This window comes from Brachyspira hampsonii 30446 (assembly GCF_000316195.1).
Taxonomy (GTDB): Bacteria; Spirochaetota; Brachyspiria; order Brachyspirales; family Brachyspiraceae; genus Brachyspira; species Brachyspira hampsonii_C.
This window is the reverse complement of the sequence record NZ_JH994110.1, coordinates 413,138-426,446: the sequence shown is the minus strand read 5'-3', so window position 1 is coordinate 426,446 and position 13,309 is coordinate 413,138. Positions and strand designations below refer to the sequence as shown.

General features: G+C 28.1%; 11 protein-coding genes and 1 pseudogene. 5 read left to right on the top strand and 7 right to left on the bottom strand.

The window, feature by feature from the left end:
• Positions 1 to 870 carry a DMT family transporter gene (locus A966_RS01960; protein WP_008721957.1) on the bottom strand — a complete coding sequence of 290 codons (870 nt, stop codon included), beginning with the start codon at positions 868 to 870 and terminating at the stop codon, positions 1 to 3.
• Positions 871 to 1,429: 559 nt separating this feature from the next.
• Between A966_RS01960 and A966_RS01955 the strand changes: the two genes are divergently transcribed.
• Entirely contained in the window at positions 1,430 to 2,176 is a 747-nt protein-coding gene (locus tag A966_RS01955) for a DUF3108 domain-containing protein (RefSeq protein WP_008721955.1), read from the top strand.
• A 78-nt stretch (positions 2,177 to 2,254) separates the two neighbouring features.
• On the opposite strand, the gene A966_RS01950 is transcribed toward A966_RS01955, so the two are convergent.
• From A966_RS01950 to A966_RS01930, 5 genes are all read right to left on the bottom strand, one after another.
• On the bottom strand, positions 2,255 to 2,464 hold the full coding sequence (locus tag A966_RS01950; RefSeq protein ID WP_008721953.1) for a DUF1858 domain-containing protein: 210 nt from the start codon (positions 2,462 to 2,464) through the stop codon (positions 2,255 to 2,257).
• Positions 2,465 to 2,525: 61 nt separating this feature from the next.
• Complete coding sequence (locus A966_RS01945) at positions 2,526 to 4,664, bottom strand: tetratricopeptide repeat protein (protein WP_008721952.1); 2,139 nt, start codon at positions 4,662 to 4,664, stop codon at positions 2,526 to 2,528.
• Between the two features lie 8 nt (positions 4,665 to 4,672).
• The gene (locus tag A966_RS01940) at positions 4,673 to 4,993 is read right to left on the bottom strand and encodes a YggT family protein (protein ID WP_008721950.1); all 321 of its coding nucleotides are present in this window, start codon (positions 4,991 to 4,993) and stop codon (positions 4,673 to 4,675) included.
• Positions 4,994 to 5,009: 16 nt separating this feature from the next.
• Positions 5,010 to 5,342 carry an STAS domain-containing protein gene (locus A966_RS01935; RefSeq protein ID WP_008721947.1) on the bottom strand — a complete coding sequence of 111 codons (333 nt, stop codon included), beginning with the start codon at positions 5,340 to 5,342 and terminating at the stop codon, positions 5,010 to 5,012.
• Between the two features lie 98 nt (positions 5,343 to 5,440).
• Positions 5,441 to 6,226, bottom strand: coding sequence for an exodeoxyribonuclease III (locus A966_RS01930; RefSeq protein WP_008721945.1), 786 nt, complete (start codon positions 6,224 to 6,226; stop codon positions 5,441 to 5,443).
• Between the two features lie 164 nt (positions 6,227 to 6,390).
• On the opposite strand from A966_RS01930, the gene A966_RS01925 reads away from it, so the two are divergent.
• The 3 genes from A966_RS01925 to A966_RS01915 all read left to right on the top strand — a co-directional run bounded on the left by A966_RS01925 (position 6,391) and on the right by A966_RS01915 (position 8,908).
• A complete protein-coding gene (locus A966_RS01925) occupies positions 6,391 to 7,275 on the top strand; it encodes an MBL fold metallo-hydrolase (protein ID WP_008721941.1) in 885 nt (294 codons plus the stop codon).
• 235 nt (positions 7,276 to 7,510) lie between these two features.
• Positions 7,511 to 8,353, top strand: coding sequence for a fumarate hydratase (locus A966_RS01920; RefSeq protein WP_008721939.1), 843 nt, complete (start codon positions 7,511 to 7,513; stop codon positions 8,351 to 8,353).
• A 24-nt stretch (positions 8,354 to 8,377) separates the two neighbouring features.
• Positions 8,378 to 8,908 carry a Fe-S-containing hydro-lyase gene (locus A966_RS01915; RefSeq protein WP_008721937.1) on the top strand — a complete coding sequence of 177 codons (531 nt, stop codon included), beginning with the start codon at positions 8,378 to 8,380 and terminating at the stop codon, positions 8,906 to 8,908.
• Positions 8,909 to 9,064: 156 nt separating this feature from the next.
• On the opposite strand, the pseudogene A966_RS01910 reads toward A966_RS01915, so the two are convergent.
• Positions 9,065 to 10,909, bottom strand: a pseudogene (locus tag A966_RS01910) (methyl-accepting chemotaxis protein).
• A gap of 433 nt (positions 10,910 to 11,342) precedes the next feature.
• Here A966_RS01910 and metG point away from each other — a divergent pair.
• Positions 11,343 to 13,298, top strand: a complete 1,956-nt coding sequence (metG, locus tag A966_RS01905; protein ID WP_008721934.1) for a methionine--tRNA ligase — start codon at positions 11,343 to 11,345, stop codon at positions 13,296 to 13,298.
• Positions 13,299 to 13,309: the final 11 nt, after the last annotated feature.

The following is a 13,309-nucleotide window of genomic DNA, read 5'->3' as shown; positions in this document are numbered from 1 at the left end:
TTATTTAGAAATAGTTTTTCTCTTTTCCCATAAAAATAAAGCTATTCCTGCTAATATAACAGTTATTCCTATAAACTGCTTAAAACTTATGCTTTCATGCAATATAAAGTATCCTAGTATACAAGTTCCCACAGCTTCGCCTAATATAGTCATAGAAATAATAGTAGCTGAGAAATATTTTAAAAGCCAAGTAAATATTACCTGTCCTAGCATAGTTGATATGAATGTAATTCCTAATATATTAATCCAAGTATTTAATGAATAACCTGTAAAAGGTGTATGCATTATATAAGATAAAATCCCTAAAAAGATAAATGCACTGAAATATGTTAAACTAATCCAAGTTAAAGCTGATAATCTTTTTCTTGTATATTGTCCTATAATAAAGTATGTACTTATAAGTCCTGCCGATATAAAAGCTATAAAATCTCCAAGCAATGCTTTTGAGCTTATCTGAAAATCACCCCAGCCTATTATGACAGAACCCATAACTGCTATAATAAAACCCAAAATGGCTAATTTAGTGTACTCCTCTTTAAAAAAGAAATGTCCTGCTATGAATGCAAATAAAGGCTGCAATGTTACTATAACTGTAGAGCTTGCAACAGATGTAAGGCTTAATGATTGAAACCATAAAAAGTAATGAAGTGCTAGTGAAAATCCTGATATCACAGAAAGTATTATTTCTTTCTTACTAACAGATAAAAGTTCTTCTCTTGAAGATTTTTTTGATATTGTTATCACAGATATAAAACAAAATGATATAAATATTCTATAAAATGCTATTATAGATGAAGGAGCATTAGCAAGCTTAACAAATATTGCAGAAGCTGATAATGCCATAACTCCTATAAGTAAGAATAAAGCCATAAAAATTTAACCTTAAATTAATTACAATATAATATATTAAAAAAATACTATTGCAAGATAAATACCTTCAAACTATTAAATTTAAACATTTTTCTCTAAACCCCGCCCTTTAGGTTTTTATGCGTTAATTTCAAATGACGGCATCATTTATATATTTTGCCTAATTTTAAAAAAGCATGCCCGCCCTAGTATTGATTAGATTTAACAAATTATTTAACGCACGGTAAATGAGCTTTTATTTATTGTTTTAATTATAATTTCAAAATAATCATATATTAAAAATTTTATTCTGCGTGCGGTTTAGAAAGCAATAAATTTAAAATAAACTTGGGTGGGTGCCTCGATTTCTAATTAGACAATAAAAAAGCATAAATTAAAAATTTCAAAATAAAACAAAAAGCATAGAGGGCGGGCAGATGAAGATAAAATTTTCTTTTTTAATAATTTTGTTTTGTAAATTCAATAAAAAATTGTAAAAACTCTTTGACAAAAGTTCAATTTTTCAGTATATATAATATGTAAGAATTTAATATTTCAGTAAAGGAGATTATTTTGTCTTATGAAGAAGTATATTTTTATCATAATGGTATTGATTTCTAATATGGTTTTCGGATACAATCAGACATTTAAAGTAGGTGAATATATAAAGTATGATGTTTTAGCACAGGTACCGGAATTTAATATAAGCGGAAAAGTTGGTACACTCGAAGCTAAAGTCCTTGCTATAAGCAATGTAAACGGAGTACCAGCATACCATTTATATGCCCATGTTTATACTACAGGAGCAGCTAATTGGATTTATAAAGTAAGCGATATATTTGAAGCATGGGTAAGCACCAATGATTTTAAACCTATAGTTTTGAAAAAAGATACTTCTGAAGGAGATTGGACTAATAAAGAATCTTTAACTTTTTATGATAACTATTATTTATTCAATGACAAAAGAACTGTTGATGAAAAAGTAGAATTTGAAGGCATGGCATTTGATGCTTTATCGTTAGTATTCTTTATGCGTTTCGTAGACAAAAATATTGGCACATTTAAAGTTAATTGGCTTGAAGGAAAAAATGTCAAAACAGATATAAGATTTACTATAGAAAATGGAGAAGATTTAAAAACAAAATTGGAGCGGGATAAATTATCCACTATAAGAGTTTATGAAAAGGATAAATATGGTACAGATGCTTTAATTTCCAAAGACAAATATAATCAAGTTCCTTTAGATGTTATTATAGCAGAACAGAAAGTTTATGGACTTACAATAAGAGTCAGAGGAATAATTAGAGAATATAAAGACGGAAAATAATACACTTATAGAATTATCAAAATCATAAAAAAAGAGATAGTATTTTTACTATCTCTTATTTTTTGATATAAAAACCAATTATTTTCTGGCTTCTAATTTATCATTTATTTCTTTAACTATACTGTCTATAACTTCATCACTCATGCCATGTCCTCTGCATCCTTCTTCTAAACTTTCCCAGCTTGCAACATGACAGCCTACGCAATGAAGACCTCTTCCCATCATTATTTCTACAGAATCAGGAAATATCTGTATAATCTCACCTATACTCATAGTTTTGTTTATCATATTTATTACCTCTTTTTTATTTTTATTTATATGTTTATAATACTATTAATATATTTTTTTGTCAAAGTGTAAAATCCCTATTTAAAATAGGATAGAAATTATTGAAATTTTTAATGTATTTTCTTATGTAATTTAAATTTAATTCCCCTGTAGTTTCTAATGCCTTTTTCTCCATTTTAGACATTCTCTTAACATCATTCTTCTTTCCCAATCTTTTATATATTCTTTTAAGCATCATTATAATATATATATTATGAGAATAATTATCTATATTTTCAAATAATGTTAAAGAAGTAACTAAATCAAATCCTTCTATATTATTTAAAGCAAAATATGAATATAATAATGCCGCATAATCATGGGAATTATTACCTAAAACATCAACGGTTTTTTTTATTATATCATAAGCCATTTGTTCATTTTTTTCTACTCCTATTCCCTTATAATAACAATGAGCTATAATCCCATTAGAACAGGAACATCTGGAATTACTATTTTTGCATATTGTCATAGCTTTATTATACATTTCAAAAGCCTTAGAATCATTTTGCTCTACTCCCCTTCCTAATTCATAAGCTCTTCCTACAATAGTTAAAGCACATTCCAAAGTATTATCTATATCAAATGCTATATTTGCCATAGAAATAGCTAGTTCAGGATACGGAGTAATAATATCGCCGTAAAATAATTCTTTAGCATATATATGATATGATATGGCATCATTTAATTCCAAAGCTTTTTTTAACATATATATGCCTTCATTAGTATATTCATTAGGCATATTATAAATCATTATCTTTGCTATAGCTCTGTATATAGGAGCTTTATCGAGATTGCCATTTAAACATATCTTAAAATTATCTAGTATTAATTTATAATCATTAGAGCCTATCATCTGCAAAGAATGAGCATATATAAATCTTATATAATATATCTCATCATCATAATCATTTACATATTCAAAAAATTCTTTGCATAATTGAGCTGCTGACTCATAATTTTTTATTTCATAATTTGAAAATATAGATAGATAATATGTAGAATATTTATATTCTATTTTATCTATATGAGATAAATATTTTAATGCCTCTCTATAATCATTATCACTTTTAGCATAATTATGATATAATTCTGCAATTTTTTCATAAATCCATGCTTCTTTATTTTCATTGAGTATTTTTTTGAATTCTGCTATTGCTTTTTTTATTTCACCCTGATAAGCATATAAATTTCCTCTATAGTATCTGTACTGAAGAGTATTTATGCCTATTACATCTATAACTTTATCTAATAAATAAAAAACTTCTGCTAAATCTTTTCCTTCTTCCTGACTATCCGGATAATTTTTATCATCATTTTCTATAATTAAATCATGAAGTGCCTGAATTTTACCAAGTAAAGCATCTAATCTATATTTATTATTATGTTTTAAAAGCTCATTATAATTTTCTATAGCTTTTCTATAATTTTCTTTATTAAAATACCATTCTGCTCTTTCATATATAGCATTAAAATTGGAAGCATTTAATTCTATAGCCCTATCCAAAAAGAATATAGCATCATCATAAAACTCAGATTTTATACCATTTTTGGCAAGTATTATACCTTTAAGAAAGTAAGCATCATCATAAAAAGGAAAATCATAAATAAGTTTATTAGCCTCTATATCAGCTTTTGTAAGGATATTAAGATTATAATAGCAAAGACCTCTTTCAAATCTTGCCGCTTTAGTTTTTTCAGGCTTTACCTTGCTGATAAAATCATCATAATATCCTATAGCCTGATAGAAATCTGCTTCATTTTCTCCATTATTTAAATAGCTGCTTGCAAGTATTAACAAAGCATCATAAGCAGTATTATCTTTTTCAAGAAGTATCTGAGCATATTCTCTTTCTTTATCAACATTTTTCAAATCTCTATTAAGATACATTAACCCTCTATATGCATCTGTTATATTAGGATCTATATCTATTGATTTATTAAGGTCGTATTCTATAGTAGAATATATCAAAGCCCTTCTAGCATCATATTTATTTCTATCAAACTCTTCGTTCTGAAGCTCTATGAATGCTGATTTTCCCCTCATATAAAAAGCTCTGGCATTGTCCGGTTCTCTAGATATAATAATATCCAATTCTTCTATGGCTTTTCTATAATCACCATCATCAATATATTTACTTATATCATCTAAAGAACTCATAATATGCTCTATATCCTAACTGCTAGATTTAGTAAAAACTGGAATACTACTCTGAGTATAATAGGAGCAACTAATTGAAGTACCAAAAGAAATACTAATGGAGATAAATCAAGAATACCTACAATAAGTCTTCTTCCTCCGAATATTTTATCTATAACTCCATCAGTGATTTTATAAAAAAAGTTTACTATAGGATTATAATAGTCCAAATGCATAGCTCCGAAAGCCTGAAGCCAGCTTAATATAATCCATACAAACCATATAAAAGAATAAAGTCTTAGAGTTTGCATTAATAAATAGTATATGAATCTAATAGTTTCTATTAACATATATATCCTGTTTATATTATTTAATATTTTTTAAGGCTTCATCTATATTATCAGCAGTTTTTACAATGGTTAAAAATTTAGTAGCTTCAAATAATGATTTTAACTGTTTGCTTAGAGAACAAAAATAAACAACCCCTCCATTTTCTGAAGATACCCTTAAAGCTAATGCAATCAATCCTAATGCAGAGGAACACATATACTCTATATTATGGAAATCAAATATCAAATTAGAAATATCTGCATTTTTTATATAATTCAATTTTTCTTCTAGTATATCTACATTCTCAGATATTATATTTTTTTCTATATTTATTATTGCCGTTTTATCCTCAATAATTGTACGAACCATGCAAACTCCTTTAATAATATAAAAATAGAATCATATTTAATAATTTTTAATATATTATAAAACCTTAAAAAATCAAGTAATTTTTTAATTTACAGTTTTTATTGTTTATCCCATTCAATAAGTATAGGACAATGATCGCTTCCCATAACATCAGTTAATATATCAGCTCTTTTTATATTAGGAGCTATTTCATTGTTAACAAAGAAATAATCTATTCTCCAGCCCACATTTTTTTCTCTGGATCTAGTTTTCATATCCCACCAGCTGTAATGACCGCCTTCTTTTACAAACATTCTAAATGTATCAGTAAAACCCTTATTTAAAAATTCTGTTATTTTTTCGCGTTCCTCTGGTAAGAAACCTATACTCTTTTCATTTTCTTTTGGTCTTGCCAAATCTATAGCCTCATGAGCTATATTCATATCTCCGCATAATATTACATTTGTATTTTTTTTGAGCTTACTTAAATGTTTTGTGATTTCATCATAGAAAGAAAGTTTATATTGAAAATGCTCTTCAGATTTACCGCCGTTTGGGAAATATACATTAAATATAGTAAAATCATCAAACTCTAATGATAATATTCTTCCTTCTCTGTCTGAGAATTTACTTCCTAATTTGTTTTTTATTTCTTTATTTGGTTTTAATTTAGTATATATAGCAACTCCGCTGTATCCTTTTTTTATTTCAGGATCAGCAGGATTAATAAAAAGTTCATAACCTTCTATATTTCTTAAATCTTCAGGCAGCTGCTCTTCAAATGCCTTAGTTTCCTGAAGACATATTATATCCGGATTTTCTTTTTTTATAAAATCTACCAGACCTTTTTTGTATGCTGCTCTTATTCCGTTTACATTCCAAGATATTATTTTTAATACACTCATATATTTTAATTACCTTTTATATAATGTATATTTATTATAAACTTTATGCCGTAATAATACAACTATATAAAAATTGTATAGTTTTTTAAAATTGAAATTAGATTGATTTTTTTTTATTATTGTATTATGATATATAATATAAAATAATAATTTAAGGTTTATTTGTGAAAGTAAGATTTCTTGGAAGCAGAGGATCTATACCAACCCCCGGTAGCAGTTTTAGCGTATATGGCGGAAATACATCTTGCATTCAAGTTGTAGATGATGACGGTACTTATATAATACTAGATGCCGGAAGCGGACTTAAAAATGCAAGTTATTATGCTTTAAAATCCGAAAAGACTGAAAGCATAATATTATTAACTCATTTCCATTGGGATCATATAATAGGCATACCTTTCTTTGCCCCATTTTTCTCCGATAAATACAGCTTTACAATATACGGACCTAAAGATTCTTATACAGAAATGTATGATACTATAAATAATATACTAGCTAAAGATTATTTCCCTGTTAATTTGGAGCAGTTTGCAGCTAACCTTAAATTTGAAGCATTTTATGAGGGAAAGAAAATAACATTCGGAAATATGACTATAGAAGGTTTATGGGTTAATCATCCTTGCCATACACTTTCATATAAAATAACCTCAGGAAATAAAACTGTTGTATATCTTACAGATCATGAGCCTTATAAAAAGCGTCTGCATGCACAGCATCCTTCACTTTCTCATTACAATCATAATGCTGATTTGCTTCATGCAAGACTAATAGACTTTGTACGAGGTGCTAATGTCCTTATAATAGAAGGCGAATATACAAAAAGTGAATATTATAATGGACATGTAGGCTGGGGACATTCTACTTTGAATGATGCTATTCAGGTAGGACTAGATGCTGATGTGCCTTATGTTATACTTCATCATCATAATCAGGAAAGAACAGATGCTCAAATAGATTTAATATACAGTAAATTGATGGCTTTCCTCAAAAAAGAAGAAATTGACCTGCATCTTGCTTTTGCAAAAGAAGGCTCTTATATTAATATATAAATATTTTATTAACTTCTTCACCGATATAATTTAATATAACGAAATGTTTTCTATTTGGATTTAAAAAACTTATTTATTTTTTATTATAAAGTGTATATATTTCACTATACAAAATATCAATTATCTTTCTTAAAAATTGAAAATATATAATTTATCAATATACTATATATTATACTTCATTTGAATTGTATAAAAAAATTAATATTTTACATAAATTAAAAAGGCAGGATATTTTATGCGTGATTTACATGTTGATACTATAACAGATATTATATCAAAATTATGTATAGAGGCGAATATTAATTTAAACCAAGATATTAAAAATGCCTTTATCGAAAACGAAAAAAAAGAGGAAAATCTTCTTGCAAAGAATATTTTAAACATTTTAATAGAAAATTCAGAAATAGCTTCAAAAAATGCCAAACCAATATGTCAGGATACAGGAATGGCAATAGTTTATATGGATATAGGAATGGATGTTCATTTTACAGGAGGGAATCTTACAGATGCTATAAACAAAGGTGTGGCATTAGGATATACTAGCGGATATTTAAGAAAATCTGTAGTAAATGATCCTATTGAAAGAAAGAATACTAATGATAATACGCCTGCTATAATTCATTATAATATAGTTGAAGGAGATAAAGTAAAAATAGTAGTAGCTCCAAAGGGATTTGGAAGCGAAAATATGAGCAGATTAAAAATGTTTCCTCCTTCGGCTGGTATAGAAGGCGTTAAAGAATTTGTATATGAAACTGTAAAAATGGCAGGTGCCAATGCCTGTCCTCCAATGATTATAGGTATAGGACTTGGAGGCACTATGGAAAAATGTGCTGATATAGCTAAAAGGGCTTTACTTAGAGAGATAGGCTCTGTTAATGAAGATCCTCGTTTGGCTCAGCTTGAAAAAGAATTGCTTGAAAATATAAACAAAATGAATATAGGTCCTTCAGGATTCGGCGGAAAAACAACAGCTCTATGCGTTAATATTAACATGTATGCCACTCATATAGCGGCACTTCCTGTTTGTGTTTGTACAGGATGTCATGTTACCAGACATTGTGAAGCGGTATTATAAGAAATAAAAAAGGAGAATGACTTTATGGAAGTAAAAAAACTTAAATCCCCTTTAACTAAAGAAGTTTTATCAGTATTAAAAGCAGGAGATATGGTAAGTTTAACAGGAACTATATATACCGCCAGAGATGCAGCACATAAGAGATTGATAGAAATGATAGATAAAAATGAAAAACTGCCTTTTGATTTACAAAATCAGACAGTATTTTATGCAGGACCTTCTCCTAATAAACCTAATGAAGTTATAGGAAGCGTCGGACCTACTACTAGTTATAGAATGGATGCTTATTCTCCTAAACTTATAGAATTAGGACTTTTATCTATGATAGGTAAGGGAAAAAGGGGGAAAGAAGTTATAGATGCTATAGTAAAATATGGAGGATGTTATTTTACAGCTATAGGAGGTGCTGCTGCATATATGTCTAATTGCGTTAAAGAATCTAAAATTATAGCTTTTGAAGATTTAGGAACAGAGGCAATTAGAGAAATGTTTGTTGAGGATATGCCTTTAATAGTTACAATAGACTCACATGGCAATAATGCTTTAACTGTTTGAGATATAAAATATTTTATTTTTTAATATTTAATAAAAAGAGAGGCTGCATTTACAGCTTCTCTTTTTATATATAAAAAATTATATTCTTATTTCTCTAAAATAATAAATCAAACTCTCAAAAATAATTAATACATAAATATCTTATGCTTTTTTATATTATTTGTATAATTGAAAAAATGAAATACTTTGCTGAAGTTTTTCTGCTCTGCTTAGAAGATTTTTAGATAAATTATTAGAATCAACAGCTAAAGAAGCATTTTGAGTTGTGGCACTTTCCATATTATTTATTGCGGTACTTATTTGATTAACTCCAGACTGCTGTTCTAATGCCGTATTTGATATGCTTTCCATTAAATTAGAAGTTTCTTTAACTTTACTTTGAAGTTCTTCAAATAATTCCTGAGATTTTCTAGCAGTTTGTGTGGCATTATCAATTTGCTCTGCTGTATTGTCTACTAAATGAGTAATATCTTTTACTGAAGCCTGAGTAGTTTGTGCCAGATTTCTTACTTCGCTTGCTACTACCGCAAAACCTTTACCCTGCTCTCCTGCTCTTGCCGCCTCTACAGAGGCATTTAAAGCTAATATATTGGTTTGAAAAGCTATATCTTCTATTATTTTTGTTATGTCTTTTATTTTTTCACTTGATTTATAAACCTCCTCTATGTTTGACGAAGTTTCTGCAATGATTGATGCTGCCTCTCCTATATGATTGATAGATTCATTCATCATATCTTTTCCATTTACTGCATTTTCAGTTGATGACTGTATTGTAGACACTATCTCTTCTACGCTTGCTGCAGTTTCTTCCAAACTAGAGGCTTGAGATTATGTTCTTGATGATAATTCGCTGCTGCTTTCCATCATGTTCTGAGCTGATTCTAATATTTCTTTAGATGTTTCATTTACTTCATTAATAACTTCTGATAATTTTTCGCTCATTATATTAAATGTTTTTTCTAATATTCCAAACTCATCTTTTCTTTCTTTTTTTATTTCTTTTACTTCAATATGTCCTTCTGATATATTTTGTGCCTGTTTCATTAAGCTTTCTAATGGAGACATTGTTTTTTTAATATATGATAAAGTAAAGCTATTAATAAATAAAACGGATAATATACATACTATTATAGCTATTTTAATCATGGTTATATTTTCTTTATATATGATATTATCATTCATAGACATAGTTAATGTCCAAGGCATTTCTTCCAATTTTGTGTATACTGCTGTTCTTGAAGTGCTGCTTGTATTTTTATATTTAATTATTCCGTTTTGCTTATTATCTTTTTTTATTAGATTAAAATAAGCCCCTCCGTTTTCATTTATATAATCATAGGTGTCTGCAACTATAATTCCTTCATTGTCTAATGCAAATAATCTTCCTGTTTCATCTAGTTTTAATTGCTTTAATTTATTTATGAGTTCCTGCCAATTTATTGTCATATATATAGAGCCTATTAAATTATTATTAGCATCTCTCACTCCGGATATTAATGTAAGCGACCATTTATTATCATCTCCGTATTTTAATATTTTGCTTCCGTAAGCGGTATCATAATTGTTTTGTTTAAAACTATCCCATATACCCGGTCTTAAATCCTGTATATTCTGCCCTATTTCATTATGTTTTGCATTATCAAGTACAATGCCGTTTATATCTGTTACGCCTATATCTAGAGAAAATTTATTTATAGATTCAAATTTCTGCAATGTTTCATTTAATTGTGTATTTGCATTCGTACTGTAGCTGTTTAATAGATAATTAATTACTGCTGGAGTTATAGAATAAGTTTTTATAAGTGTTTTATTGTCAAAAAGCCATGAATCCATCATAGACTTATATCCCTCTATTGTACTTGAAAATCCTGAAAAAGTTGTTTTACTAACACCAATAAATGACCTGTAAGATAATATAGTTATTGTAATGATTAGAAGTATTGTAGTTATTATACTTATAATTAAAGGCATCTTAAATCTTATTGAATATCTTTTTTTCATAAAATTATTTTACCTAAAATAAATATATTTTTTCTCAAGTATAAATTAGTTATGTGTCAAAAAATGACGCGTATATTTTTTTATTATAATTATCATTAAAAAAATAGATTTTTATGCAATAACAATATGAATACAATAATATTTAAAAATTGATGCTTGATATAATACTTAAACCTTAATAAATTCATATCAATTATATTATTTATTTTTAATAAATCAAACTTACTTTTTATACTTATTGATAAAATCATATACAATATTGTTTAAATTACATAGTACTTTCATAAAACTATATGCCAAGCATTGATTATTATATTAACAGCAAAATAAAATACTATATTAATTTTTTAGCTTTACAAAAAACATTAATTTTAGTATAATTGATTTGTTTTTAAAATATTAAAGATACATAACTTGACATGGAGGCATACAGATGACAGATAAAAAGTTTTATATTACAACTCCGATATATTATCCTTCAGATTATCTTCATATAGGGCATTGCTACTGCACTATAGCTACAGATACTATGGCTAGATATAAGAAGATAATGGGATACGATGTTTATTTTCTAACAGGTACTGATGAGCATGGTGAGAAAATCGCAAGAAAAGCAGAAGTAGCAGGAACTACTCCTAAGGCTTATGTTGATAATATCGTTAATGCCACTAAAGAGTTATGGAAAAGACTTCATATTGATTATAGTCATTATATAAGAACTACTGATGACTATCATGAGAGAAGAGTTCAGAAAATATTTAAAATTCTTTATGATAAAGGATATATTTATAAAGGTGCTTATAAAGGACTTTATTGTGTAAGCGATGAAGCATTTTTTACTGAAAGTCAGGTAGTGAAAAAAGATGACGGAAAGTTTTACTGCCCAGATTGTGAAAAAGAATTAGAATATAAAGAAGAAGAATGCTATTATCTCAAACTTTCACAGTACGGACAATGGTTAATAGATTATTATAAAGAACACCCTGAGTTTTTAGAGCCTAAAGAAAGACAAAATGAAATGCTTAAAAACTTTTTGCTTCCGGGGTTAGAGGATTTAGCAGTAAGCCGTAAGGGATTGCAATGGGGCATACCTTGTCCTGTTGACAGCGAGCATAGTATATATGTATGGATTGATGCTTTGGCTAATTACATAACAGCTTTAGGATATCCTGAAGAGGGACAAGATGAATTATATAAAAAATATTGGCCTGCAGATGTACATTTTGTAGGTAAGGAGATAGTGCGTTTTCATGCTATTATATGGCCTATAATGCTTAAAATGCTTGATATACCGCTTCCTAAAAAAGTATTCGGTCATGGCTGGGTGCTTTTTGATGATGGAAAGAAGATGAGCAAAAGCAGAGGAAATGTAGTTGATCCCAATACTTTAATTGATAAATATGGAGTTGATTCTTTAAGATATTTCCTTATGAGAGAGATTAATTTCGGTTCTGACGGATATTATTCTCAGGAGCTTTTCTTAAAGAGAATAAACAGCGACTTAGCTAATGATTACGGCAACTTATGGCATAGAATCACTACTATGCTTGGAAAATATTTTGACGGTGTTCTTCCTAATGAATCAGAGAGTGTTTACGGTGATAGAGAAAAAGAACTTAAAAAAATGGTTCTTACTCTTGATGCTAATGTAGAATCTGCTTTAGATAGTTTTAAATTTCATGAGGCTTTAGCTTATATTTGGGAAGTAATTAGAACTACTAATAAATATGTTGAAGAGAGTGCACCTTGGAATTTGGCCAAAGACGAAAGTAAAAGAGAGCATCTTGCCAATGTAATGTATATTTCTTTCCAAGTTTATTATATAGTAACTGCATATTTACAAATATTCTTTATAGAAACACCTAAAAAAGTATTTAATAGATTAGGACTTGGAGACAGTGTTTCTTTGGAAAGTGCTAAGCAATGGGGTTCTTTAAAATCCGGAATAAAAATTGAAAAAGGTGAGCCTTTATTTAATAGATACGACATAGAAAAAGAAATAGGTGCAAGTATGGAAGATAATAAAAAACAAATTAATCCTCCTAAAGAAGATAAGCATAAACCTAATATAGAAAAAGAAGATTTTGAAAAATTAGAATTATTAACTGCTAAAATACTATTTGCTGAAAAAGTAGAAAATGCTGATAAGCTTTTAAAATTTGTACTCGATATTGGATGCGGCGAGCAGAGAGTAGTTGTTTCTTCTATAGCAGAATATTACAAGCCTGAGGATATGGTTGGTAAAACAGTTCTTTATTTGGCAAATTTAAAGCCTAAAAAATTCAGAGGTGTTACATCTCATGGTATGCTTCTTTTAGCTGATAATGGAGAAACCCTTTCGCTTATGACTACAGAAAAAGGTTTCGATGCAGGATGTTCTGTTAATTAATAATTTATAAT